Source organism: Actinoplanes hulinensis, from assembly GCF_019429605.1.
Classification (GTDB): domain Bacteria; phylum Actinomycetota; class Actinomycetes; order Mycobacteriales; family Micromonosporaceae; genus Actinoplanes; species Actinoplanes campanulatus.
This window is the reverse complement of the sequence record NZ_JAHXZI010000022.1, coordinates 46,194-69,466: the sequence shown is the minus strand read 5'-3', so window position 1 is coordinate 69,466 and position 23,273 is coordinate 46,194. Positions and strand designations below refer to the sequence as shown.

Sequence of the window (23,273 nt, the reverse complement as noted above, 5' to 3'; positions counted from 1 at the left end):
CCCAGGGGACGGGTCAGGGGATGCGGTCGAGCAGGCGGTACGCGTCGTCGGGCAGTCGGCGCCCGGCCGCCTCGCGCTCCGCGCGCAGGGCGGAGACCATCGCGGCCAGCTCACGGTCGGCGCGCCGGTCCAGGTCGTCGATCTTTTCCAGGGGTACGCCGTTGAAGACGCACTTGAGCACGGCGTGCCGCCAGGTGTGCTGGTCGAGATGCCGGGCGTACGGGCCGAGCGCGGCCGTGATGAGCCGGGTGTCGTTGGTGCGCAGCGCGTCGTGCAGCAGCGGCACCGCCTCGGCGCCGAGCGGCAGCGCCGGCAGTGCCGTGAGGATCGCCAGTTTCTCGCCCGCGTCGCCGTGCCGGTACAGGTCGTCGACCCAGTAGGGCACCGTCTCCGGTGGCAGCGCGAGCAGCAGCCGGGTCCGGGCGTTCTCCTCGGGGCGGGTGTGGCGGCCGGCCGCCGCGAACAGGCGCACGATCGCCCGGGGTGTGCCGGCGACTCTCGCGACGGCGTCGGTGAGCCAGGGGTTCTGTTCCATGGCGCCTCCTCGTCTACTTCTCGGCGGCTCTCAGGAATTCCAGTGAGCGGGCCGCGACCGTGGGGGCGGCGTGCGAGTGCCGGGGCAGTTCCACGGCGACCAGCCCTTCGTACCCGGCGGCGGACAGGGCCGCCAGCACCGGCGGGAAGTCGATCTCCCCGGTGCCGAATTCGAGGTGCTCGTGGACGTCGCGCCGCATGTCGTCGATCTGGACGTTGACCAGGTGTTCGGCCACCGCCGTGACGCAGTCGGGCACCGGGATCGGCTCCAGGCAGCGGCAGTGCCCGATGTCGAGGGTGATGCCGAAGGCGGGCGGTGCGCCGAGGTCGGTGTGCAGCCGCCGCCAGCCGGCGATGTCCGGCACGAGCATGCCCGGCTCCGGTTCGAAGCCGAGTGTCACGCCGCGCCGCTGGGCCGCCTCGACGGTCCGCGCGCAGCCGTCGACGAGCCGGTCCCAGGCGGTGGCCTCGCCGACGGCGGCGGGACGCACCCCGGCCCAGAACGACACCGCCTCGGCGCCGAGGTCGGCGCCGACGTCGACGGCCCGGCGCAGGAACTCCAGCCGCGGTTCCCGGTCGTCGTCGAGCAGGGTCGGTGAGTGTTTGCGCCACGGATCCAGCAGGTACCGGGCGCCGGTCTCGATCACCACGGACAGCCCGAGCGACGACAGCCGGGCGGACACCTCGCCGACCCGGCGGGCCAGGTCGCCCGCGAACGGATCGAGGTGGTCGTGGTCGAGGGTGAGCGCCACACCCTGGTAGCCCAGGTCGGCGATCACGGCGAGCGCGTCGTCGAGCCGGTGGTTGGCGAACCCGTTGGTGCCGTAGCCGAACCGCAGGCCGCTCATGTCGTCACCTCCGCTTCGCTCCGGCGCCGCCATGAGTTCAATTCGCTCGCAAGCTCGCTCATGTGGGGCTCACCTTCCGTGCCAGCGGGCCGGCCAGGAGCGCGGCGCCGGCCACCGCGACGCCTGCCGCGGGACGGCCGGCGCGGGCGGTCAGGGCGCCCTGCAACGCCGGGAACGCGGTGATCCCGGCCGTCACCGCGCCCTGCAACGTCGCCGCGTCCGGGCTGGTCAGGGCACGTTGCTGGGCGGCGCCGAAGCGGGCCGCGTACCAGGCCGAGAGCACTCCGCCGACGGTCGTTCTCGGTGAGGCGGCGACGCCCGCGACCACCGCGGTGCCGGCCAGGGTCGAGGCGGGCAGCGACGCGGTGGCGCCGGTCGTCTCCCGGCGGGACAACAGCGTGATCAGGTACGTGTGCGCGGCGACCGTGGCGGCGGCCGGAACCGCTGCCCGGTACCGCCCGGGGCCGACGCCGAGCAGCACGTCGAGCCCACGGCAGGCGGCCATCACGGCCGGTCCGGCGGCGGTCTTCTTGGCGATGAGGTCGTACGCCCAGACCGCGCCGGCCAGCGGAACCGCGACCGCGGCGGCCCGGCGGCCCCCGGCGAGCGCCGCGATCGTGACCCCCGCTCCGGTCAGGGCCGCGGCGACGCCCAGTGCGGTGCCGGGCCGGACCCGGCCGGACGGGATGGGCCGCCCGGGTCGTTCGACCGCGTCGATCTTCCGGTCCGCGAGGTCGTTCGCGGCCATGCCCGCCCAGTAGAGGCAGACGGACGCGCCGGCCAGCGCCAGTGTCCGGGGGCGCAGGGTGCCGGCCGCGGCCGCTCCGGCGATCACGTCACCGGGCACCGACAGGGCGGCGGGCGCGCGTACCAGTTCGGCCAGATCCCGCCAGCCGGTCACGGCAGAGCCCGGTCCAGGCCGGCGACGAAATCGGTGAGCAGCCGGTACTGGTCGGCCAGGCCGTGCGGGACGTCGCCCGGTGGGTCCTTGAAGAAGAAGGCCAGCTCGGTCAGTGCCCCGGAGCGCCCGGCGGCGTGTGCGGCGCCGGTCAGCCGGGCCAGGTCCAGGACGAGCGGGGCGGCCAGCGCCGAGTCGCAGCCGTGCCAGGTGAACTCCAGGCGCATCCGGGTGCCGAGGAAACCGGCGAACGTCACCAGGTCCCAGGCGGTCTTGAAGTTGCCGATGTCCTCGACGTACTCGATCCGGACCGTGCCCTGTGGCTGCTGTCCCAGCGTCTCCCGCAGGACCCGCTGTTTGCTCGCGGTCTTGGCGTCGTTGGCGGCCGGATCGGCGAGGTTCGCCCCGTCGCCGCCGCCGAGCAGGTTGATGCCGGACCAGGTGAGCACGTCCAGGTTGCGCTGGGCGAACATGGGCGCCAGCACCGACTTGAGCAGGGTCTCCCCGGTCTTGCCGTCGCGCCCGGCGTACGGCAGCCCCTGCCGCCGGGCCAGTTCGTCGAGGGCGGGCAGCCGGGCGCCGGTGGACGGGGTGAAGTCGACGTACGGGCAGCCGGCCCGCAGTGCCGCGTAGGCGTACAGCGCGCTCGGCGGCAGCACCGGCCGTCCCGCGGCGAGGGCGGCCTCCAGCAGCGCGAGTTCGGCGTGTGCCGGATCCGGCTCGGCGACCGGCTCGGTGGAGGCGACGTTCACCACCACGACCCGGTCCAGCCGGTGGCGTTCCCGGAACTCCACCAGGTCGGCGATGATGAGGCCGGCCGTCCCCGCCGGGGTGCTGGCGGACGGCAGCGGCCGGATCCGGGCATCCACCGTGGCCAGGTCGGCCTGCACGGCGGCCACCAGGCGCGCCGGGACGACCCCGGCGTCGGCCAGGGCCTCGGCCCGCTTGGTCAGCGGCACCGTGGACGGATCGTGGCCGCCGAAGACGAGATCACCGAAACCGGGAAGGGCGGCGGCACGCAGACCCGGCAGCTCGGTGACGCACCCGGTCGGCGCGGCCAGGCCGGCGCGCATGGCCAGTGCTCCGACAATGCTGGTAACCGCGACGCTGCCGCGACCGCCGACCAGCCAGACACCCAGGGACATGACTCCTCCGAATTCGTTGGCGGTGCCGGACAGTGCCGGCGGCGGGCGGGCAGACGGAACCGGTGCGGCGTTCCGGCTCCGCCTGCCGTTCAGGGGGTCACCCGGTCCGGCGCGGGAATCCCGTCCGTGCCGCACCGGGTGGCGGTCGTCTCTCCCGCCGCCCGTCCGGACACGGGGCGCACCGTGTCCGGACCCTCGCGGGTGGTGGAAGAGCCAGGTCGTTCAGCAGTGGTCAGGCGGCCACCTCCGCGAAGATCGGCTCCACGTCGGTCCAGCCGGAGCCGTGCCCGGCCGAGCGCAGGACGGCGTCCAGCACCAGCTGCACCTGGAGGGCGTCGATGAACGACGGGGCGGGGTCGGCGCCGGTGGCGATCGCCTCGATCAGGTCGCGGGCCTGGTGGGTGAAGGAGTGCTCGTAACCGATCCCATGGCCGGGCGGCCACCAGGCGGACAGGTACGGGTGATCCGGTTCGGTCACCAGAATCGTGGTGAAGCCCTGTTCGGTGGACGGTTCGGTGGCGTCGTAGAACTCGAGCTCGTTCATCCGCTCGAAGTCGAAGGCGATCGACCCCAGCGAGCCGTTGATCTCCACGCGCAGCCCGTTCTTGCGGCCGGTCGCGAAGCGGGTGGCCTCGTACGTGGCGATCGCGCCCCCGTCGAGCCGGGCCAGGAACAGCGCGGCGTCATCGACGGTCACCTGCCCGGTGGTGACCGTGCCGTTGCCGTCCCCGGCCGCCGCGCTGAGCCCGCTGGAGGCCTGCGGCAGTGGCCGTTCCTTGACGAACGTCTCGGTCAGCGCGGTCACCCCGGTGATGCGCTGACCGGTGACGAACTGGGTGAGGTCGATGATGTGCGCGCCGATGTCGCCGAGCGCACCGGAGCCCGCCTTGTCCTTCTGCAACCGCCAGACCAGCGGGAACTGGGGGTCGGTGATCCAGTCCTGGAGGTAGACGGCACGGATGTGCCGGATGTCGCCGATCCGCCCGTCGGCCACCATCCGCCGCATCAGCGCGACCGCGGGCACCCGCCGGTAGTTGAATCCGCACATCGACCGGACGCCGGCCGCCGCCCCCCGTTCCGCGGCGGCGGCCATCTGCCGGGCCTCGTCGATCGTGTTGGCCAGCGGCTTCTCGCAGAGGACGTGTTTGCCGGCGGCGAGTGCGGCGATCGCGATCTCGGCGTGGCTGTCCCCGGGCGTACAGATGTCGATCAGGTCGATGTCGTCGCGGGACACCAGCGCCCGCCAGTCGGTGGTGTGCTGCTCCCAGCCGAGCCGGGCCGCCGCGGCGGCGACGCTCGCCTCGTCACGGCCGCACACCGCCGTCATCCGGGCATGCAGGGGCAGGTCGAACACGCGGTTCACGGTGCGCCACGCCTGTGAGTGCGCGGCGCCCATGAACGCGTAGCCGACCATGCCGACCCGCAGTTGCGATTGCGTGGACAAGATGGGTCTCCCCCCGTACGCGGTCAGAACCCGAGCTTGGCGTAGCTGCTCGCGTTCCCCTTCGTGATGGTCTCCGAGGCCAGCACGATGTCCTTCGGCACCTGCAGCTCCACCAGGTCGGACATACCCTTGTTCTGGCCGATCAGCCGGGCCAGCGAGATGGCCGACGAGGCCATCGACGGGCTGTAGGTGACCGTCGCCTTGAGCACGGTGTTGTCGGCCAGGATCGTCTCGATGGCCTGCTTCGAGCCGGCGCCGCCGACCATGATGAACTCGCTGCGCCCGGCCTGGTTGATCGCGGCCAGCACGCCGACGCCCTGGTCGTCGTCGTGGTTCCAGAGCGCGTCCATCTTCGGCAGCGCCTGGAGCAGCTGTGCCGCCTCCTGCTGGCCGGAGTCGACGGTGAACCGGGCCGCACGGCGGTTGGCCACCTTGAACCCGGCCGCCGCCAGCGTGTCGCTGAAGCCCTTGGACCGCTCCTGGGTCAGCTCCAGCTCGTCCATGCCGGCGATCTCGCCGATGATCGGGGCGGTGACACCCTTCACCTTCATCTGGGTGATGATGTAGTCGGCCGCGGCCACACCCATGCCGTAGTTGTCGCCCTTGATCTGGGTGCGGTAGGCGCGGGCGTCGGGGAAGGCGCGGTCCAGGTTGACCACCGGGATGCCGGCGGCCATCGCCTCGAGGCCGAACGAGTTGAGCTCCTTGCCGTCGTGCGGGAGCAGCACGATGACGTTGGGTTTCTGCCCGATCAGCGTGGACAGCGCCGCGCGCTGGGCGGCGGCGTCCGCGCCCGCCTCCACCGACTTGAACTCGACGTCCGAGTAGGCCTGGGCCTGCGCCTTGGCGTTGTTGGTGATGGCCGCGATCCACCCGTGGTCGGCCGCGGGGGCGGAGAAGCCGATGACGACCTTCTGACCCGGCGCCGCGTTGCCCTCGGCGTTTCCGGAGTCCTTGGTCTGCGCCGTGGTCGGCGCCGCATCGTTGCTGGTGCACGCGGTGAGAAGGGCTCCCGCACCCACCGCGGCGCCGCCGAAGAGCAGCCGGCGCCGCGACAGGTCGGAGTTGATCTTTTCCATGGCCATCTCCTATGTCTCGTCTCGAGGACGGGGGTGTGAAGGGTGTGCGAGTCCCGGCGGCCGTCCGACGGACGGTCACCTCGCGGAGGAAGCTGGGTTCAGCTGGTGGTGGTCGCCCGGTTCCGGGCGAAGAACTGCGTGACGGACTTGAAGCGGAACTGCTGGACCAGGACCGCGGCGACGATGATGCCGCCCTTCACCATGTTCTGGGCCTCGGTGGAGAGACCGTTGATGGCGAACAGGTTGGTGATCGTGGCGAAGATGAGCACGCCCAGGATGGAACCGACGATCGTGCCCCGTCCCCCGCTGAGCAGCGTGCCCCCGATGATCGCGGCGGCGATGGCGTCCAGCTCGTACAGGTTGCCCATGGCCGCCTGCGCGGAGGTCGCCTGCGACGTCAGCATGATCGCGGCGATGCCGCAGCACAGACCGGACAGCCCGTAGAGCAGCATGGTGTGCAGTTTGACGTCGATGCCGGCCAGGCGCGCGGCCTCCGGGTTGCCGCCGACCGCCACCGTGCGCCGGCCGAACGTGGTGCGGTTCAGCAGCACCCAGCCGGCCACCGCGACGACGGCGAGGATGTAGACCAGCAGCGGGACGCCCAGGACCCGGTCGCTGGCGAGACTGTTGATGAAGGTGTTGGCGGAGATCTGCGTCTGCTTGCCGGAGATCGCCGCGGCCAGGCCCCGGGCCGACACGAGCATCGCCAGGGTGGCGATGAAGGGCACCAGGCGGCCGTACGAGATGAGCACCCCGTTGATCAGGCCGACGGACACGGCCACCACGATCGCCGTGAAGATCATGCCGATGGTGCCGTACGACTGGGTGGCCAGCGTCGTGCACCACACCCCGGCCAGGGCGACGATCGCGCCGACCGAGAGGTCGATGCCGCCGCCGATGATGACGAACGTCATCCCGACCGTGACCACGCCGACGACCGACGCCAGCTGCAGGATCGACACCATGTTGTTCCACACCCAGGTGGAATCGCTGTAGAGCTGCGGCTGGGTGATGGCGCCGATGACGATCAGCGCGACGAGCACACCGACCAGGACCAGGTTGCGGGCCACCGACTCGCCGGACTCGCCGGCCCACGACCGCTTCTGCGCGGCCCCGCCCGGTGGTTCCGTGGCGGCGCCGGGCACCGCCAGACCGGTGCCTTCACTGAGCGTCACGCTGGCGTCCCTTCCATCAACGACCCCGCCATCACGAGGTCGAGCACCGTGTCTTCGTCGAGTTCGTGGGAGGGCGCCTGGCGGACGACCCGTCCCTCGCGCATCACCAGCACGCGGTCGGACAGGCCGAGCACCTCGGGCACCTCACTGGAGACCAGCAGCACGCCCACCCCTTCCGAGGCGAGCCGGCGGATCACCCGGTAGAGCTCGGCCCGCGCGCCGACGTCGACGCCGCGGGTCGGCTCGTCGAGCAGCAGCAGGCGGGTGTCGCCGAGCAGCCAGCGCCCGACCACGACCTTCTGCTGGTTGCCGCCGGACAGCGTGCCCACCGGCCGGCGTACGTCACGCGGGCGCAGATCCAGCGACGCGGCGATCCGGTCGGCCTCGGAGCGTTCGCGCCCGGCGTCGGTGAAACCCAGGCGGGCCAGGCCGCTGAACGTCGCCAGCGTCATGTTGCGGTAGATCGGCTCGCCGAGCAGCAGCGCCTGGCTCTTGCGCTCCTCGGGGGCCATGCCCATGCCGGCCCGAACGGCCGAGCCGACGCTCCCGGGCCGCAGCTTGCGCCCACCGAGCGTTACGGTTCCGGTGTCGGCCCGGCGCGCGCCGTAGACGGTTTCGAGCAGTTCGGAACGGCCGGATCCGACCAGTCCGGCGATGCCGACGATCTCCCCGGCGGCGACGCTGAGCGAGACGTCGCGGAACTCGCCGGCCCGGGTCAGGCCGTCGACCCGCAACAGTTCCTCGCCCTGGGGCGGCTCCTCCGGGCGGGGCGGGAACACGTACTCGATGGTCCGGCCGGTCATCCGGCTGACCAGCTCGCTGGTCGGGGTGTCCTTGGCGGACAGGTTCGCGGCCGTGGTGCGGCCGTCCTTGAGCACGGTGACCCGGTCGCCGATCTCGCGGATCTCCTCCAGCCGGTGCGAGATGTAGATGACGGCGATGCCCTGGGCGGTGAGGCTGCGGATGATCCGGAAAAGGTTCTCCACCTCGTCGTGGGCGAGCACCGCGCTGGGCTCGTCCATGATCATCAACTTGGCCTCCTGGGACAGCGCCCGGGCCATGCTGACCACCTGCTTCCCGGCGGCCTGCAACGCGTGGACCATCCGGCGGGCCGGGATCTCCTCGTGCCCGAGCGACCCGAGGATCCGCCGGGTCCGGTCTGCCATGGCGCCCCGCCGGATGAACCCCAGCCGGCGCGGCTCGTGGCCGAGGAAGACGTTCTCCGACACCGACAGGTCGTCGACCAGGTCGAGTTCCTGGTAGATGGTGGCGATGCCGGCCTTCATGGCGGCCTGCGGGTTGGCGAAGGCGACCGGCTGGCCGAGCCATTCGACCGTGCCGGCGTCCGGCCGGTGCACCCCGGACAGCACCTTGATCAGCGTGGACTTGCCGGCGCCGTTCTGCCCGAGCAGGCAGTGCACCTCACCGGCCCGCACCTCGAGCTGCACCCCGTCGAGGGCCCGCACCCCGGGGAACGTCTTGACCAGATCGGTCAGCTTGAGCACGACCTCGGGTTCGCTCATGACATCACCTCCGCTTCGTTGGGGCACCGCCAGGAGGTCACGATCTTGCTCATCGAAAGCCCCTCCATGGAAACCCTCGGCTTTAGCCGTGGAAAGGAAACGGAACTCCTGCGGAGCAGGTCGGTGATGGCCCATCCGCGGTCAGGGTGGATGGGCGTCCGATCAGACGGTGCGCTGGTTCTCGACATACCTCTTTCACGATCTCCAGGGTTGCGCCGCCGGCCGTGGCGACGATGTACGAGTTGACGCACAGGCACCTTGTTTACATGCGTCAGGTGGTCGCATGTACAGTTGCGGTTGTGGTGGAGACGGTGCGGTACACCTATCGCCTGCGGCCCGGCCGGCAGGCGCAGGCCGCACTGCTCGACGAGTGGTCCCGCTGCCGCTGGCTGTGGAACGAGGCCGTGCACCAGCAGAACTCCGGCCGTAAGCCGACGTTCGGCAAGCTGTCGAAGCTGCTTACCGAGACCCGTTCCCGGCTGGCTTGGCTGCGTGACGGTTCGCAGGTCGCCCAACAGCAGACCCTGCGCACCTACGCTGCCGCCCTGGGTGCCTCGTTCACGATCGAGGGCCGGGGCCGGCCGAAGAAGAAGCGCAAGAAGGACGCCCTGCCGAGCCTGGAGTACACCACCCGGGGCTTCCGGATCAGAGACGGCCGCCTGCACCTGCCGAACAAGGTCACCGTCCCCGTCGCCTGGTCCCGCGAGCTGCCGTCCAGCCCGACGTCCGTGCGCGTCTACCGCGACAACCTTGGCCACTGGTACGCATCGTTCGTGGTCACCCACGACCGGGCCGAGACCCCCGAGGCGGACCTGCCGGGTATCGGTGTGGACCGGGGTGTGAAGACCACCGCCGCCACCACCAGCCCTGGCTTCGACCTGCCGCATCTTGGACACCACCGCCGGTGTGCGGCTGAGCTGGCCAAGGCCCAGCGGAGGATGGCCCGCCGTCGCCGGCGCGGGAGCCAGCCGCAGTCGAAGGGCTATCTGGCCGCGAAGCGGCAGGCGGCCCGCATCTCGAAGAAGGCGGCCCGGCAGAACACCCACGACGCCCGCGCCTGGGCCAAACGGCTTACCGACCACCACGCACTGATCGCCGTCGAGGACTTCAAACCGAAGTTCCTGACCAAGTCGCGGATGGCCCGCAAGGCCGCCGACGCCGCGATCAGCGCCTGCAAGAAGGAACTGATCGAACGTGGCACGCGGGCGGGCCGGAAGGTGGTGCTGGTGCCGCCCGCCTACACCACCATGACCTGCTCCGGGTGCGGCGAGAGAGCCAATCACCGCCTCGGACTGGGCGTCCGGACTTTCGAGTGCCCGGCCTGCGGATACACCGCAGACCGCGACCTCAACGCCGCGAGGACGATCCTCGCCACGGCCGAACGCGACCGTGCCAGTGCCGACGACGTAAGACATCGGATCGCCTCCTTCCGAGGTGGATCAGGTGCAGTCTGAGCTGGGAAATCCCCCGAATTCATCCACGGGGATGTCGTTAAGACGCCTGCTCGAAGGCGACGTCGCTGGCCAGGACGGCCGCTCCGGTGACCCCGGCGCGGGAGCCGAGTTCGGAGAGCACGATCGGGAGGTTGCCGGTGGCCAGGGGCAGTGACCGGCGGTAGACGGCACTGCGGATCTCCGCGAGCAGGATGTGACCCAGCTGGGCGAGCCCTCCCCCGATGACGATCATGGAGGGGTTGGCGAAACTGACCAGGGAGGCGAGCACCGAGCCGAGCCGGTGGCCGCCCTCGCGGATCAGCTTGATGCAGGCGACGTCCCCCTCGGTGGCGCCCTCGGCCACGTCGCGGGCCGTGAGCACGCCGCGGGCGGCCAGCCGGTCGGCGAGCGCGGGCGACCCGGCGCGGGCCGCGACGATCGCGTCGCGGGCCAGCGCCGTGCCGCTGAACAGGGCTTCGAGGCAGCCGACGTTGCCGCAGGAGCACATCGGGCCGTGCGGGTCGACCTGGATGTGGCCGATGTCGCCGGCGCAGCCGTCGGTGCCGCGGTAGACGCCGTCGTTGAGGTAGATGCCGCAGCCGATGCCGGTGCCGATCTTCACGAACAGGAAGTCCTGCACGCTGTGCGCGACACCGCCGTGCTGCTCGCCGACGGCCATGATGTTCACGTCGTTGTCGACCACCGCGGGGCAGCCGTGCTCGCGGGTGAGCAGCTCCCGGACGCCGAACCGGTCCCAGCCCGGCATGATCGGCGGCGACACCGGCACCCCGTCGCGGAAGCTGACCGGCCCCGGCACCCCGATCCCGATCGCGTCGAGCCGGTCGAAGGCGCCCTCCACCCGGGCCTTGGCCAGCAGTTCGTTGACGCGGTGCAGGATCACCTTGGGGCCGGAGCGGATGTCGGCCTCTTCGGTGTAGTTGGCCACCGGTTCCAGGCGGCCGTTGGTCACCTCGACGTCGATCGAGCTGGCGCCCAGGTCGACCGCGGCGAACCGCAGCCTGGGATGCAGCTCGACGAGCGTCGAGCGGCGACCGCCCCGGGAGGCGGCCATCCCGGCTTCGACGAGGTAGCCCGCGGCGACCAGACGTTCCACTTCGGCCAGCAGCCGCGGGCGGGGCAGTTGCAGGCGATCGGCCAGCTCGGCTCGCGAGATGGCGCCCTCGTTCCGCAGCAGCCGCAGCAGCCGCAGGTAGGGAGGATCGATCGTCACACGCACGTTGGCTCCACATCCGCACGCCACAGCGTGCCGCGCTCGCCGATTTCACATCGATGTCACGTCGATGTGTTACATGCGCCACAGTAGAAGTGATTGTTCCGGCTGTCCATAGCTTCCGGCTGATCCATCTCAAACTTTCGACAGATCCTGCAAAAGCTGGGGCGGGTCACCTCTCAAGCAAGATCCTTCAGACCGAAACCCCAACCGTCCAGGAGTACGGTCGGCGGCAGCCCCGGCCATTGCGCGGGCGAGATCGGGCAGTCCAGCGACCCGTGGCAGAAGTCCGGCAGCAGGTCGCGGATGTCCAGGTCCAGGCCGTGGCCGTGGTAGTGGATCCCCGGGCCGTCCGGGCCGTCGACGCTCAGCGGCCGGTCACGGTGATCGCGGTGCGGCTTCGGGCGCTGCCGGTGCGGCTTCGGGCGCTGCCGGTTCGGCTTCCCGGCAGCGGGCTCGGCCGCGGGCTTCGCGGCCGGCCGGGGACGGACCGGCTCAGCGACGGCGGGCGCCGGACGGCCCGGGGTCGGCTTGATGACGACCACCGGCTGACTCGTGCCGGGCCTGTGCGGCTTCGGAGCACCCGGGCCGGGTTTGATGACGATCACCGAACGGCTCGGCGTGGCGACAGCAATCGGGCGCACCGGGCTCAGGTCGGCGATGGCCGGGCGGGTGACGGTGGGCGCGGGGGAACTCGTGACCGGCAACGGCTGAGTGACGGCCGGGGTGGAGAAACTCGGGACCGGCGGCTGGGTGACGGCGGGCGCGGGGGAACTCGCGACCGGCGACGGTTGAGTGACGGTGGGCGCGGGAGAGGTCGCGGGCGGCGCCGCCTGGGTGACGGTCGGCGCGGGCCTGACCGGGTTGCCCCGCGCATCGAGGATGCGCAACACGAACGCGTCGGCGTCGGGTGACGGGGTCGGGACGGGGAAGGGACCGCCACTGCGGGCGATGGGCGGCGGTAGCAGCGTCGTGATGACGGCGACCCCGGCGAAGGTGACGATCCTGCGCATCCGGGTGACCTCCTCGGGCTGGTGGGACGCAACCACCCGAGGCTAAGCCCTAATATCCGACAAAACGGTCATTACTCGCGTAAGTGCACTCCATGTGGGTGGCCCGGCCGTGACGCCCGTGCTCGATCGGCCCTGCTCCACGCGTACAAAAGGATAGGTTTCATCAGGCGAAACGCCTTTGAGAACGGGTGTGCGATGGCCAATGTCCTCGTCGTCGACGACGAGCCGGATCTGCGGTTCCTCCATCGCCGCATCCTGGGCCGCGCCGGTCACGAGGTGACGGAGGCGAGTGACGGCTCGGCCGCGCTGGACTCCGTGCACGCCACACCCCCGGACCTGGTGGTCACCGACGTGATGATGCCGATCATGGACGGGATCGAGCTGATCCACCGGCTGCGAACCGACCCGGCGACCGCGTCCATCCCCATCCTGGCGATCAGCGGCGACTGGCACCTGGTCACCGAGGCCGACATCGCGCTGGCCAAACCGTGCCTCGGCCGCGACCTGCTCGCCGCGGCCGACGAACTGCTGCAGAAGGGGCGTGAGAGGCGGTGACCCGACTGTCGACCGGGCAGAACGACCTGGACCTGGTGCTGGGCGGCGGCGGCTTCGAACCGGGATCGATGGTGGTCGTCTCCGGGCCGCCCGGATCCGGCAAGACCATCCTGGCGCAGCAGATCTGCTTCGCCGCCGCCACCGCCGAACACCGGGCCGTCTACTACACGACCCTGTCCGAACCGCACTCCAAGATGATCGAGCACCTGCGGGACTTCACGTTCTTCGATCTCGACCGGCTCGGCCCGCAGGTCGAGTACGTGCACCTGGGCGACATGCTGCGTGACTGTGCCGCCAACGCCCTCGCGCCGATGATCGACGAGGTGGTCCGCAAGGCCTTCGACGACCATCCGGCCGTGGTCGTCCTCGACAGCGTGAGGGTGCTGCGCGACTTCGTCAGCGGCCAGGACCTGCGCCGGGCCCTCTACGACCTGACCAGCCGGGTCGCGCACAGCGGGGCGGTGCTGCTGCTGCTGGGCGAGTACACCCCCGAGGAGGCGCAGACGTGCGCCGAGTTCGCCATGGCCGACGGGATCCTGGAGCTGTCCTACGTCTCCCGGGAGCCGATCGACCGGCGTGGGCTGCGGGTGGTCAAGATGCGCGGCGCCCCGCAACTGCAGGGCCGGCACACCGTCCACATCACCCACGACGGCGTGCAGGTGTACCCGCGGATCGAGTCGCTGCTGCCTGACGAGTTCACGCCGGCCGATGAGCGGATCCGCACCGGGATCACCGGGCTCGACGAACTGATGGGCGGCGGGGTGCCCCGAAGCGACGCCACCCTCGTGCTCGGGCCGTCCGGTGTCGGCAAGACCATCGGCTGCCTGCAGTTCGTCGCCGAAGGTCTCGCCCACGGAGAGCGCTGCCTCTACATCAGCTTCCAGGACACCGCCGAGGAACTGATCGGCATGACCGCCCGGCTCGGCTGGGACTTCGGCTCGGCCCGGCAGGACGGGCGGCTGGAGATCTCACACGTACCGGTGGGGAATCTCGATCTGGACGGGCTCGCCGCGGTGGCCCGCCGCAACCTGGCCGAGGGACCCACCACCCGGATCGTGATCGACAGCCTGGCCGAGATGGCGAACACCGCCCGCGAGGTCGAACGGTTCCCCGCCTACCTGCGCAGCCTGCTCGGCATCATCCGGACGGCCGGCGCGTCGCTGTGGGTCACCAGCGAGACCCGCAGCATCGGGCCGATCGAGGAACCCCTGGCCGGGCTCATGTTCCTGTTCCACAACGTGATCCAGATCCGCTACATCGAGCACTGCTCCGAGATCGGCCGCGCCATCAACATCCTCAAGATGCACAACAGCGACCACGAGCACGCCATCCACGCGTACCGGGTCACCGGCGCCGGTGTCGCGGTCGGCGACCGGCTCGAGCGGGTGACCGGCATGCTCGGCTGGAGCGCCCTGAACGACTGCCGTTAGGCGACGACCGGTCAGGGCGGCGACACCGACGGAGCCGGGGAGGGTTTCGTCGCGAGGGCGTGCTCGACGGCCGCGATGGTGGCCGCGTCCACGGTTCCGGTGGGCTCGACCCCCAGGTCCTTCTGGAACGCCTTGAGCGCCTCCGTCAGCTCGTCGGTCCAGGTGCCGTCGACCGGCCCGGTCCAGAACCCGGCCAGCTTCAAGGTCTGCTGCACGGCCGCGGTGGACGCGATCGCCTCGTCGGCGGCCGCACCGCCCTTGGCCCGCAGATCGCTCTGCAACGCCGCGTCGGTGGCCTTGTCGACGGTGCCGGTCTCGGTCAGGCCGTGCGTTCTCTGGAGGGCCCGCACCGCGTCGACCGTGGTCGGACCGTAGACGCCGTCCACCTCGGCCCTGTAGTAGCCGGCCGTGGACAGCGCCTTCTGCACGGCCAGGGTGTAGTCGCGGGCCCGGCCTCGCTGCTCCCCGGTGGCGCAGCCGGCCTCGCCCAGCAGGTCCAGCCAGGACATCTCCAGCGCGACGGCCGCCGAGTTGAACCGCTCCGACGCCTGCCGCAGCGGTGTCTGGTCGGCGATGCCCTCCTGCGCAGCGGTGAAGTCGGCGTCGGCCTGCTTCACCCGGCCGGCCGTGGCGTCGGCGACGGACGCCCGCGGCTCGGGCGTCTTCGACGGCGACGGGGCGGGCGGCAGCGACGCGCCGGCGCGGGCGGACGCCAGAGCCGCGGCCGCCTCGGCCAGCTCCTTCTCGGCGTCCGCGACCGCCTGGCGGGCCTCGGCCAGCTTCTCGGCCGAGGTGACCACCTGCGACCGGGGTTCGGCCAGGTCCGCGCCGGCCTCCTTCACGTCGCCGACGGTCGGTGCGGTGCCGGTGATCAGGTCGCCGTACCGGTCCAGGGCGGTCACGTAGGAGGAGGTGGTCCGGCAGAAGGCCTCGCTCTGGCCGGCCAGTTCGGCCTGCGCCCCGGCGAGGGCCTCCTGCGCGTCGGCGAGCTGCCGTTCGGCGATCGTCACCCGGGCGTCGCCGTCGCCGCTGCCGCATCCGGGTACCGCGAGAATCCCGGCGAGGAGCAGGATCGGTACGCGGGCCCGCATGTCAGCGGCGGTCGTTGCGCTTGCGGATGATGACCACGACGCCCGCGACGACCAGCAAAAGGGGTAGGACCAGTCCCCACATCAGCATTCCGTTCATGCGCCGATCGTCGCAGTCCGCCGACCGTTCCCGGATCATCCCGGCGGGATGAGGAGGCGCAATGACACGATCGGCCGTTTCCCGGCGGGTGCGATGAGGCGGGAATAGTCTTCCGGTATCCGGCGAGACTGGGGGCGGAGGGCTGCCGACATGAGGCCTCTGAGACCGGCGTCCGAGGCATCGGCCGGGCCGCGTTCGCCGCACCTCATGGTGGCCTTCGTGACGGTCACCGTGCTCGCCGTCGTCTCCGCGCTGTCCCCGCCGCACATGCTCCTCTTCGGCATGGTGGCCATCGGGACCGCCTTCGCCGCCGCCTCGGCGAGCCCGCGCGGGGTGCTGGCCGTCGGCTGTTACGCGTTCGCCGCGGCCTTCGCCGTCTCGACCTGGCAGGGGATGCTCGGCACCACCGATCAGATCCTGCGGCTGCTGCTGGTCGCCGCGATCATCCCGATCAGCTGGGTGATCGCCGCCCACCTGCGGCTGCTGCTGCGGGAGACCGCGGAGGCGGCCGGCGAACGGGGCATGCTGGCCGCGATCGTGGAGCAGGCCACCGACGCGATCATCGTGCTGCACCTCGACGGCACGGTGCTGAAGTGGAACGCCGGCGCGGAGAATCTCTACGGCTACCGGGCCGCCGAGATGGTCGGTGAGAAGTTCAGCCGCGTGCTGCCCCCGGAGCGGCTGCCCTACTACGAGCGATCGCTGGCCGAGGTGACCGGCGGGGAGAACACGATCGTCGACGAGGCGCCGCGGATACGCAGCGATGGCACGACGTTCCTGGTGTCGATCGCGTCGGCGCCGATCCGCGACGAATCCGGTGAGGTGATCGCTGTGGCGGCCACCGAACGCGACATCACCGCCACGAAACGGCGCGAGACCGAGGAACGGCAGGCCCTGGAACGGACCGCCCAGGCGGTCCGGATGGAGAGCCTGGGACAGCTGGCCGGCGGGGTGGCGCACGACTTCAACAACCTGCTCGCCATCATCCTCAACTACGCCGACTTCCTCACCGAGGAGGTCACCGCCGACGGCCGCCGGGATCTCGACCGCATCCGCGACGCCGCCGGCCGGGCCCGTTCCCTGACCAGCCAGCTTCTGCTGTTCGCCAGGCAGGAGCCGACCCAGGTCGAGAACGTCGACCTCAACGAGGTCGTCAGCAGCTCCAGCGAACTGCTCAGCCGCAGTATCGGCACGAACATCCGGCTCGTCTGCCGCACCCACGGCCAGCCCCTCCCGGTACGCGCGAACCGCGGCCGCCTCGACCAGATCCTGCTCAATCTGGTCATCAACGCCCGCGACGCGATGCCCGACGGCGGCCTGGTCGTCGTCGGGACCGACCGGACGGCCGACGGCGGCGCCCGGCTGTCGGTCACCGACACCGGCTGCGGGATGACCGCCGAGGTCCGCGACCGGCTCTTCGAACCGTTCTTCACCACCAAACCCGCCGACCAGGGCACCGGGCTCGGCCTGGCCACCGTCTACGGCATCGTCGAGGACGCCGGCGGCCACATCGGCGTCGAATCGTCGCCGGGGGCGGGCACCACCTTCACCATCGAGCTGCCGCGGGCCGACGGCCCGGCGCCCGAAGCGGCCGGGACGTCGGTGACGGGTCCGTCGCCGGGTCGCGGTGAGCACGTGGTCGTTCTCGAGGACGAGGATTTCGTACGCGACGCGGTGATCCGGATACTGCGGGAGAACGGTTTCCGAACCACCGTCCTGCACGAACAGGATCCGGCCGCCGCCGTCCTGGACGACGCCGCCCTGCTCATCGCCGACATCGAGCTGCGCCACAGCTCCGGACCGGAGGTCGCCGCCCGCCTGCGCCGCCACCACCCCGGCCTGCGGGTGCTGTTCATGTCCGGCTACAGCGAACGGGACCTGCGCGACCGCTACCAGCTCGACGGCTCGGCACGGATCATGCCGAAACCGTTCACCGCCGTCGAACTGCTCGCCGCGGTCGGCGACACCCTGGCGTCCACCGCCGGCCGCCGCGGATGACAGGGCGAGGACGGTGAGGGCGCGGTCCGGCATCCCGAACGGTTCCGCTTTCGTGGGGCGACGGCAACCGGCACACTCGGGGGATGACGAAAGGGTTCGAGGTCACCGGACCGGCGCCGGTACTGCGGTTCTCGGTACTGATCAACACCGCTGACGGGGATCGGGTGACCGACGGCGGCGAGCAGTTCATGGAGTTCCGCTTCAAGAATCCGACGACCCTCGGCGGGCGTCCCGTCGTCGCCGTCTGGAACGAGACGGCGGGCGCTCAGGTCACCGGGCACGTGACGATGCTCGGCGGCGACATCGTGATCAGGGTGCGCGCCGACGTCGCGGCCGAGGCGCCGTCGTTCGCCGTCACCGTCATCGGTTGATGCCACCAGTTCATCGGCGGCGGCGCGGCCTGCACGCGTGGGCCAACGGGATCAGCCGGTGCAGACCGGGGCGATCGCGCCGTTCAGGGCCCGCTCGTGCAGTGGGTCGAGCCGGTGCCGGCGGTCGGCCGCACGTTTCGCGCTGACCAGCAGTTCACCGCATTGCCGGGTGGCGGCGCGCAGATCCTCGGTGGCGGCGAGCCGGCTGATGAAGGCGGCGGTGATCCGGTCCAGGTGCGGGCGCACCTCGGTGGCCAGGTCGGGTCGATGCTCCGGGGCCCGCTCCGGGTGCCGGGCCCACCGGTCGAACAGGCCGCGCTGCACCGCTTTGCCCGCCTCGATCTGCGCCCGGAAGAAGGCGACCGTCCCGGTCGCGTCCAGCCCGGCCTCGGCTGCCATCGCGGCGGCCCGGTCGAGGACCTGCCGTTCGCGGACCGGATCCTCGATCGGCTGGTCCGTGCCGAACTTGGCGGCGGCGACCCGGTCGGCCAGCAGCAGACGCTCGGCCGAGAGGTTGACCAGCGCGTTCAGATCTCTCGACGGCGGCAACGCGGTCGTCACCGCCGCGGTCAGACCGACGACAAACAGGTATATCACCTTCATACCTTATCGTCACAATTTCATAGACCGCCGGCCACGACGACGTCGCCGTGACAGGGCCTGGCGCCGCAGGCCGGGTGAGCGCCGCCGTCAGGTCCAGTCGTGGCGGGCCGCGTGCCACCCGAGTTGCATGCGGGTCTGGACGCCGGCCAGGTCCATCAGGTGCCGCAGGCGCCGTTGCAGGGTGCGCAGCGAGAGGTCGAGCTGGGTGGCTACGGCCTGATCGGTGAGCCCGGCGAGCAGCAGGGCCAGGATGTTGCGGTCCAGCGCGGTGAGCACGTCCGCGGCCGGCTCGCCGAGGCCCGCCAGGTCCAGCGGGTGGGCGTGGCCCCACACCGTCTCGAAGAGCGCGTCCATGGCGGTGAGCAGCCCGGACCGGTGCAGCAGGACCGCGCCCGGCTCCTCACCGGCGGCGACCGTCAGCGGCACCAGGGCCAGCTCGTCGTCGGCGAGCATCAGTTTGATCGGCAGGGACTCGGTCACCCGGATCTCGACGCCCTGGCGCAGCGACTCCATCGTCTCGGCGACCATGCCGGGGGACGACAGCGCCGGCTGGTCGATGACGACCCGGTAGCGCACCCCCTGGGCCACCATCTGCGACTCGACCGGGTTGGCGCCGGGCGGCACGGCCACGAACGGGGTGGTGACGAAGGTCCGGACCTGCCGCCGGGCGGCGTGCTGCACCTGCGCGAACCGGTGCCGGATCGCCTCGACCCCGGTGACCACCTCGATCAGCTCGCTGATGGTGCGGCCGGCCATCGCCTTGCGGTGTTCCTCGGCGAGGTTGACCAGGGCCAGTTCGGCGTTGCGCAGCTCGGCCCGCCGTTCGCTGATCATGGCGCCCAGCGCGACCGCCGGGGGCGCCGCCGCGAAGACGCCGTCGGGTGTGGACTTGACCAGCCCGCACGCCGTCAGCCGGCACAGCGCGTCCTCGATCACGGCGACCGGGAATTGCAGTGCGACGGTGAGTTCGGCCAGGTCGGCCTGGGCGCGACCGGCGAGGACACTGTAGACCGACTCGTGGTCGGGGCTCAGGCCCAGAGCGGCGAGCATCGGTGGCCGTCTCCTCTCCACCCGGGGGTGCGGAGAGGATATGCCGGGCCCCGGGACGTCGCCGTCCCAGGGCCCCGCGAGTGGGATCATCGGAGGCCGTACGCCCGAATGATCTCCTGGTTGATGCTGAACCCGGCGTCGGTGGCCCCGGAGGCGCGCACCGAGAGGAAGCCGCCGGGCTGCCTCGGCAGTCTCAGCGTGCTGGTCCACCAGCCGCCGTCCTTGCGCAGCGCCGCCTTCTGCCAGGTGGCGCCGTCGTCGTAGGACACGTCCAGGCTCACCGAGGTGACGGTGCCGGTGTCCGGGCCGCCGCCCGCCTGCTGGATCGGCTTCACCCGGATCTTCTGGGTGCTGCCGGCCGGGATGTCACCGTGTGTGTCGGTGCCGAGGCGGTACTCCATCTGGAGCAGCGCCATCGGCTCGAAGCGGTCGGAGTCGTTGGAGCTGGAGACGAAGTCCCATTCGGTGTGGGTACGGGTGGACAGCCGCCACTGTTCGGCCGGCCGGGAGGCGTCCAGGACCAGGTGGTACGGCAGTGTCCCGGACGGCACCTCCTTCCACTGGAGTGACGACGACAGCTTGTTCTCGTGCAGCAGTGTGCCGCCCTGGTAGAGCTTGAGGTTGGTGGGCACCGAACCCCACTCCAGGTTGCCGCCGTATTCGAGGGTGTCCCCGGACGGCGTCCAGGCCTGCACGTTGATCGTCATGTAGTCCTGGTAGCGGCTGTTCTGCACGGCGAACGTGCGGCTGAACGCGGGCCGGATCGCCGGGGCGAACCAGTCCAGGCGGGTGGCGCCCTTGGCGTACGTGTTGCGGTTGGTCGAGACGGTCCAGGTGCCCTGCGCGTGCGCCTCGGACCAGACCTGCCCGGGGGTGACCCATTCGGTACGGGTGGACGGATGCCACTCCCGCTCCGGGAAGCCGAGCCCCGGCAGGAACGTCACGTCGTACCGGCCGCCGCTGCCCTCCACCGGCTCGGTCGGGTTGTAGTAGTGCGCGTCGATCCGGGTCAGGTCGGTGGCGCGCGGGTGGTAGGCGAGCGGCCTGTTCGGCACCTTTCCGGTGTAGGTGCGGGTCAGGTCGTAGAGGTAGGTGGCGTACGGGACCTGGTTGGTGGCGATGTGCCGCCGGCCGGACCTCGCCAGCTCGATGAGGCGTGCCCCGGCGTCGCGGTGCACAGTGGCGACCGGGATCGGCGAGCTCCCCACCACCTCGTTGAGGATGCCGGCGCCGTCGTTGACCACCAGGAGCAGCTTCGCTCCGGCGGCGACCGCGGCGGCGGTCCGGTCGACGGCGCTGATCGCGTCGCTGCGGGTCACCACGACCGCTTTGCCCTCGGCGTCCGGGTATTCGCCGGGAGTGCCGGTGCCCGCGTGGACCAGCGGCAGGACGTCCCGGCCGGCGGCGAGGGTGCTGCCCGGCTGCACGGTCGTGTCCAGCGGCGGCAGGCCGAGCGCGCCCAGGCTCAGCATCGGCTCGCCCTTGCGCCACCGGTTGACCATCGTGAACTGCACGTCCTCGACCTGTTCGGTCGGCGAGACGTAGACGTCGTCGTACCGGACCGGAATCAGGTACGCGTCCCGGAAGCTGTCACCGCCGGGGTAGGTGACCGTGTAGTCGACCCGGCGCTGCCGGTCCTCGGTGCGCTGCGGCGTCGTGGTCTCCAGCAGGCGGGCCTTGCTCGCGTCCAGGGCCACGGTGGCGGCCTTGCCGTCGAGCACGGTCTCCGGGTCGACCAGGATCGCGTAGCCGAGGGAGTCGGCCCGCTCACCCTTCACCTCGAGGAAGGACTCGACCGTGTAGGTGCCGGGCGGCATCCGCAGCGTCTGCTCACCGGTGATGGTGTAGATGTACGGGTAGTACTCCCCCGCCTGCTTGATCACGACGTTCGAGGTGGCGGGCTTGCCGTCCCGGCCGACCAGCTTGACGGTCAGGTCGTAGCGCTCGTCCTCTTTGATCAGACCCAGCGACGTCCGCGTGACGGCCGCACCGGTCGCGGCGTCGGTGCCGACCAGGTAGCCGGTGTAGCGTCCGACGCCCGGCTTGGTCGGGTCACCGCTGACTCCGACCGTGGCGGTGCCGCCCGCGGGCACCGTCACGGAGGTGCCGCCGAGTTCGAACGGGCCGGTGGCGGCCAGGTTCAGAGTGACGTCGCCGGTACCCGTGTTGGTGAAGGTGACCTGCTTGGTGACCGGCTCGTCGGTGGGCTCGTGCGGCCAGTCGAAGTTGCCGAAGAACACCGAGCCGGTCGCGCGGACCTGCCCGTTGACGGCGGCGGCCACGTCGACCCGGCCGGTGCCGACCTCGTACGGCGTGTAGTCGGGCAGCGCCTTGGCGCTGCTCATCAGCGCCTCCTTGAGCTGCGGGCCGGTCCAGCCGGGGTGCCGCTGGGCGAGGATCGCGGCCGCGCCGGAGACGTGCGGGGTGGCCATCGAGGTGCCGCTGATGCTGCGGTACAGGCCGCTGCCACTGGTCATCTGCTGCGACCGGGCGGCGTTGATGTCGACGCCGGGCGCGGTGATGTCCGGCTTGAGGGCGCCGCTGCGGATCAGCGGGCCGGTGCTGGAGAAGTACGCGAGCCGGTCCTGCTTGTCGACGGCGCCGACGGTGAGCGCGCCGGCCGCCGAACTCGGGGTGCCGATGCTCTCCGGCCCGCTGTTGCCGGAGGCGATCACGAACAGGGTGCCGTACCTGGCGGACAGGGTGTCGACCGCGACCGCCATCGGGTCGGTGCCGTCCGACAGCGTCGGGTCGCTGAGGCTCATGCTGACGATGTCGGCGCCGGACTCGGCGGCCCACTGCATGCCGGCGAGCACCCAGGAGTCGAGCCCGGAGCCGCTGTTGTCGAGCACCTTGCCGACGATCAGGTCCGCGCCGGGCGCGACGCCCTTGTCGAGTCCGCTGGAGGCGGCGCCGGTGCCGACGATCGTCGAGGCGACGTGGGTGCCGTGGCCGTTGACGTCGGAGGTGTCCTGGTCGGGCACGAAGCTGACCTTGTCGTCGATCTGGCCGACGAGGTCGGGGTGGGTGGCGTCGATGCCGGTGTCGAGGACCGCCACCGTCACGCCGGAGCCGTCGTAGCCGGCCGCCCACGCCTCGGGCGCGCCGATCTGCGGGACGCTGTCCTTGAGGGTGGCGGTGACCTTCCCGTCCAGCCAGAGCTTGCCCGGCTTCTCGCCCAGGGCGGTCCAGAACGGGCGGGTCTGGCTCTTGTCCACGGTGAGCGCGGCGGCGCCCACCGTCCGCAGGTCGCGGACCAGTTTCGCGCCGCGCGGGACGGCCGGTGCGACGGTGCGGGCGGCACCCGCGGGCGCGGTGCTGATCACCGGCACGACGCCGGTCCTCGCGTCGTCGTACCCCATCTCGAGCAGGTCGGTGACGTTGAACAGGCGGCGGTCCAGCCGGTCGGCGCTGAGCAGCGGCAGCACCTCGTCGGGCAGGACGAACAGGTCGTCGCCGCTGCGCTGGAGCCGGACGCCGCCGGGGGCGCCGTCGGGCCGCTCGACGTCGACGGTCTCGGCGCCGCCGTCGGAGCCTCGTACGGTGACCACGTCACCGGTGATCAGGGTGATCGTGTGGGTGTCGGTGGTGACGGTCTTCGTGGGTGTTCCGGGGGCGGCCGCGGTGGCGGGGGCCTGCACCGCGACGGCTGCGCCGCTGAGCAGACCGGCCGCGGCGACGACGGCCAGCAGCCGGCGCCGCATCAAGGGGGAAGACATGCAAGGAGTTCTATCGGTACGGTCGACGCCGGTGAA

Annotated in this window: 19 protein-coding genes; 5 read left to right on the top strand and 14 right to left on the bottom strand. The window is 71.4% G+C overall.

Going from position 1 to position 23,273, the window contains the following annotated elements; translation table 11 throughout:
- Positions 1 to 13 precede the first annotated feature (13 nt).
- The 8 genes from KZ829_RS34235 to KZ829_RS34200 form a co-directional block, all read right to left on the bottom strand.
- Complete coding sequence (locus KZ829_RS34235; RefSeq protein WP_220147990.1) at positions 14 to 535, bottom strand: EboA domain-containing protein; 522 nt, start codon at positions 533 to 535, stop codon at positions 14 to 16.
- Between the two features lie 13 nt (positions 536 to 548).
- The gene (locus KZ829_RS34230; protein WP_220147989.1) at positions 549 to 1,382 is read right to left on the bottom strand and encodes a sugar phosphate isomerase/epimerase family protein; all 834 of its coding nucleotides are present in this window, start codon (positions 1,380 to 1,382) and stop codon (positions 549 to 551) included.
- 58 nt (positions 1,383 to 1,440) lie between these two features.
- Complete coding sequence (locus KZ829_RS34225) at positions 1,441 to 2,283, bottom strand: SCO3242 family prenyltransferase (protein ID WP_220147988.1); 843 nt, start codon at positions 2,281 to 2,283, stop codon at positions 1,441 to 1,443.
- Entirely contained in the window at positions 2,280 to 3,425 is a 1,146-nt protein-coding gene (locus tag KZ829_RS34220) for an inositol-3-phosphate synthase (protein WP_220147987.1), read from the bottom strand. Before KZ829_RS34220 ends, KZ829_RS34225 begins: the two co-directional genes overlap by 4 nt.
- Before the next feature lie 232 nt (positions 3,426 to 3,657).
- Positions 3,658 to 4,839 (bottom strand): Gfo/Idh/MocA family protein, encoded by a 1,182-nt coding sequence (locus tag KZ829_RS34215; RefSeq protein WP_220148064.1) that lies wholly within the window; start codon positions 4,837 to 4,839, stop codon positions 3,658 to 3,660.
- Between the two features lie 53 nt (positions 4,840 to 4,892).
- Positions 4,893 to 5,948: a substrate-binding domain-containing protein gene (locus KZ829_RS34210; protein ID WP_220147986.1), complete on the bottom strand. Its 1,056-nt coding sequence runs from the start codon at positions 5,946 to 5,948 to the stop codon at positions 4,893 to 4,895.
- A gap of 98 nt (positions 5,949 to 6,046) precedes the next feature.
- Entirely contained in the window at positions 6,047 to 7,018 is a 972-nt protein-coding gene (locus tag KZ829_RS34205) for an ABC transporter permease (RefSeq protein WP_372453957.1), read from the bottom strand.
- 101 nt (positions 7,019 to 7,119) lie between these two features.
- Positions 7,120 to 8,646 (bottom strand): sugar ABC transporter ATP-binding protein, encoded by a 1,527-nt coding sequence (locus tag KZ829_RS34200; protein ID WP_220147984.1) that lies wholly within the window; start codon positions 8,644 to 8,646, stop codon positions 7,120 to 7,122.
- Positions 8,647 to 8,945: 299 nt separating this feature from the next.
- Here KZ829_RS34200 and KZ829_RS34195 point away from each other — a divergent pair, with 299 nt between their 5' ends.
- The gene (locus tag KZ829_RS34195; protein ID WP_220147983.1) at positions 8,946 to 10,100 is read left to right on the top strand and encodes an RNA-guided endonuclease InsQ/TnpB family protein; all 1,155 of its coding nucleotides are present in this window, start codon (positions 8,946 to 8,948) and stop codon (positions 10,098 to 10,100) included.
- Between the two features lie 37 nt (positions 10,101 to 10,137).
- Here KZ829_RS34195 and KZ829_RS34190 read toward each other — a convergent pair whose 3' ends face one another.
- A complete protein-coding gene (locus tag KZ829_RS34190; RefSeq protein ID WP_220147982.1) occupies positions 10,138 to 11,316 on the bottom strand; it encodes an ROK family protein in 1,179 nt (392 codons plus the stop codon).
- A gap of 173 nt (positions 11,317 to 11,489) precedes the next feature.
- The gene (locus KZ829_RS34185; protein WP_220147981.1) at positions 11,490 to 12,323 is read right to left on the bottom strand and encodes a hypothetical protein; all 834 of its coding nucleotides are present in this window, start codon (positions 12,321 to 12,323) and stop codon (positions 11,490 to 11,492) included.
- A gap of 195 nt (positions 12,324 to 12,518) precedes the next feature.
- Between KZ829_RS34185 and KZ829_RS34180 the strand changes: the two genes are divergently transcribed.
- Together KZ829_RS34180 and KZ829_RS34175 are read left to right on the top strand one after the other, a co-directional pair.
- Positions 12,519 to 12,878, top strand: coding sequence for a response regulator (locus KZ829_RS34180; RefSeq protein ID WP_220147980.1), 360 nt, complete (start codon positions 12,519 to 12,521; stop codon positions 12,876 to 12,878).
- Positions 12,875 to 14,308: a DUF7125 family protein gene (locus tag KZ829_RS34175; RefSeq protein WP_220147979.1), complete on the top strand. Its 1,434-nt coding sequence runs from the start codon at positions 12,875 to 12,877 to the stop codon at positions 14,306 to 14,308. The genes KZ829_RS34180 and KZ829_RS34175 overlap by 4 nt, the downstream gene beginning before the upstream one ends.
- A gap of 11 nt (positions 14,309 to 14,319) precedes the next feature.
- Here KZ829_RS34175 and KZ829_RS34170 read toward each other — a convergent pair whose 3' ends face one another.
- A complete protein-coding gene (locus KZ829_RS34170; protein ID WP_220147978.1) occupies positions 14,320 to 15,399 on the bottom strand; it encodes a peptidoglycan-binding domain-containing protein in 1,080 nt (359 codons plus the stop codon).
- 316 nt (positions 15,400 to 15,715) lie between these two features.
- Between KZ829_RS34170 and KZ829_RS34165 the strand changes: the two genes are divergently transcribed.
- Both KZ829_RS34165 and KZ829_RS34160 read left to right on the top strand, forming a co-directional pair.
- A complete protein-coding gene (locus tag KZ829_RS34165) occupies positions 15,716 to 17,494 on the top strand; it encodes an ATP-binding protein (protein ID WP_308285776.1) in 1,779 nt (592 codons plus the stop codon).
- Between the two features lie 83 nt (positions 17,495 to 17,577).
- Positions 17,578 to 17,865, top strand: a complete 288-nt coding sequence (locus tag KZ829_RS34160; RefSeq protein WP_220147976.1) for a hypothetical protein — start codon at positions 17,578 to 17,580, stop codon at positions 17,863 to 17,865.
- 51 nt (positions 17,866 to 17,916) lie between these two features.
- Here KZ829_RS34160 and KZ829_RS34155 read toward each other — a convergent pair whose 3' ends face one another.
- The 3 genes from KZ829_RS34155 to KZ829_RS34145 form a co-directional block, all read right to left on the bottom strand.
- A complete protein-coding gene (locus KZ829_RS34155; protein ID WP_220147975.1) occupies positions 17,917 to 18,462 on the bottom strand; it encodes a chorismate mutase in 546 nt (181 codons plus the stop codon).
- Positions 18,463 to 18,555: 93 nt separating this feature from the next.
- Complete coding sequence (locus KZ829_RS34150; protein ID WP_220147974.1) at positions 18,556 to 19,518, bottom strand: helix-turn-helix domain-containing protein; 963 nt, start codon at positions 19,516 to 19,518, stop codon at positions 18,556 to 18,558.
- Between the two features lie 86 nt (positions 19,519 to 19,604).
- A complete protein-coding gene (locus KZ829_RS34145) occupies positions 19,605 to 23,237 on the bottom strand; it encodes a S8 family peptidase (protein WP_220147973.1) in 3,633 nt (1,210 codons plus the stop codon).
- Between the last annotated feature and the right edge of the window lie 36 nt (positions 23,238 to 23,273).

Bases quoted from the DNA above. Each gene is read 5' to 3' on its own strand.
- KZ829_RS34235 (WP_220147990.1), bottom strand. From the start codon at position 535: ATGGAACAGAACCCCTGGCTCACCGACGCCGTCGCGAGAGTCGCCGGC.
- KZ829_RS34230 (WP_220147989.1), bottom strand. From the start codon at position 1,382: ATGAGCGGCCTGCGGTTCGGCTACGGCACCAACGGGTTCGCCAACCAC.
- KZ829_RS34220 (WP_220147987.1), bottom strand. From the start codon at position 3,425: ATGTCCCTGGGTGTCTGGCTGGTCGGCGGTCGCGGCAGCGTCGCGGTT.
- KZ829_RS34215 (WP_220148064.1), bottom strand. From the start codon at position 4,839: ATGGTCGGCTACGCGTTCATGGGCGCCGCGCACTCACAGGCGTGGCGC.
- KZ829_RS34210 (WP_220147986.1), bottom strand. From the start codon at position 5,948: ATGGAAAAGATCAACTCCGACCTGTCGCGGCGCCGGCTGCTCTTCGGC.
- KZ829_RS34200 (WP_220147984.1), bottom strand. From the start codon at position 8,646: ATGAGCGAACCCGAGGTCGTGCTCAAGCTGACCGATCTGGTCAAGACG.
- KZ829_RS34185 (WP_220147981.1), bottom strand. From the start codon at position 12,323: ATGCGCAGGATCGTCACCTTCGCCGGGGTCGCCGTCATCACGACGCTG.
- KZ829_RS34180 (WP_220147980.1), top strand. From the start codon at position 12,519: ATGGCCAATGTCCTCGTCGTCGACGACGAGCCGGATCTGCGGTTCCTC.
- KZ829_RS34170 (WP_220147978.1), bottom strand. From the start codon at position 15,399: ATGCGGGCCCGCGTACCGATCCTGCTCCTCGCCGGGATTCTCGCGGTA.
- KZ829_RS34160 (WP_220147976.1), top strand. From the start codon at position 17,578: ATGACGAAAGGGTTCGAGGTCACCGGACCGGCGCCGGTACTGCGGTTC.
- KZ829_RS34150 (WP_220147974.1), bottom strand. From the start codon at position 19,518: ATGCTCGCCGCTCTGGGCCTGAGCCCCGACCACGAGTCGGTCTACAGT.
- KZ829_RS34145 (WP_220147973.1), bottom strand. From the start codon at position 23,237: ATGTCTTCCCCCTTGATGCGGCGCCGGCTGCTGGCCGTCGTCGCCGCG.